Annotated in this window: 1 protein-coding gene; it reads left to right on the top strand. The window is 33.8% G+C overall.

All coding sequences use genetic code 11. The features are described 5' to 3' along the window. On the top strand, positions 1–257 hold a 257-nt coding region (locus tag J7R10_RS09395; RefSeq protein WP_208436537.1), incomplete at its 5' end, for an HIT family protein. Positions 258–393: the final 136 nt, after the last annotated feature.

Raw genomic sequence — 393 nt, 5'->3', positions numbered from 1 at the left:
TAGATGCAGATACGGAAATATTGTTTTCGGTCATTAAAGTTGTTCAAAAAATTGCTAATGCTGTTAAAAAAGCTTTTCAAGCGGATGGTGTAACAGTCATGCAATTTAATGAAGCAGCTAGTCAACAAACCGTTTACCATCTTCATTTCCATATTATACCACGGATGGAAGGAGTAGAACTTAAACCCCATAATAATGTCATAACGCCTACAGAAATACTCAAAGAACATGCACAAAAAATCCGATCAGTTCTTTAAAAATGGTTTTAAGTTGTAGAGCTCTTTTTTCTTATATATTTTGCAGAATTCAATAAGCTCTTGTGAGCTTTGCTATCATTTGAGCCAACAGAAGGAGAAGGGTCAGGAGATAAAATTTCTAATTCTAGTTTTTCTC

Source organism: Bartonella vinsonii subsp. berkhoffii ATCC 51672 (assembly GCF_902825225.1).
In the GTDB taxonomy this organism is placed as follows: Bacteria; Pseudomonadota; Alphaproteobacteria; order Rhizobiales; family Rhizobiaceae; genus Bartonella; species Bartonella berkhoffii.
The sequence above is the reverse complement of the archived record's forward strand: the minus strand, read 5'-3'. Positions and strand labels throughout refer to the sequence as shown.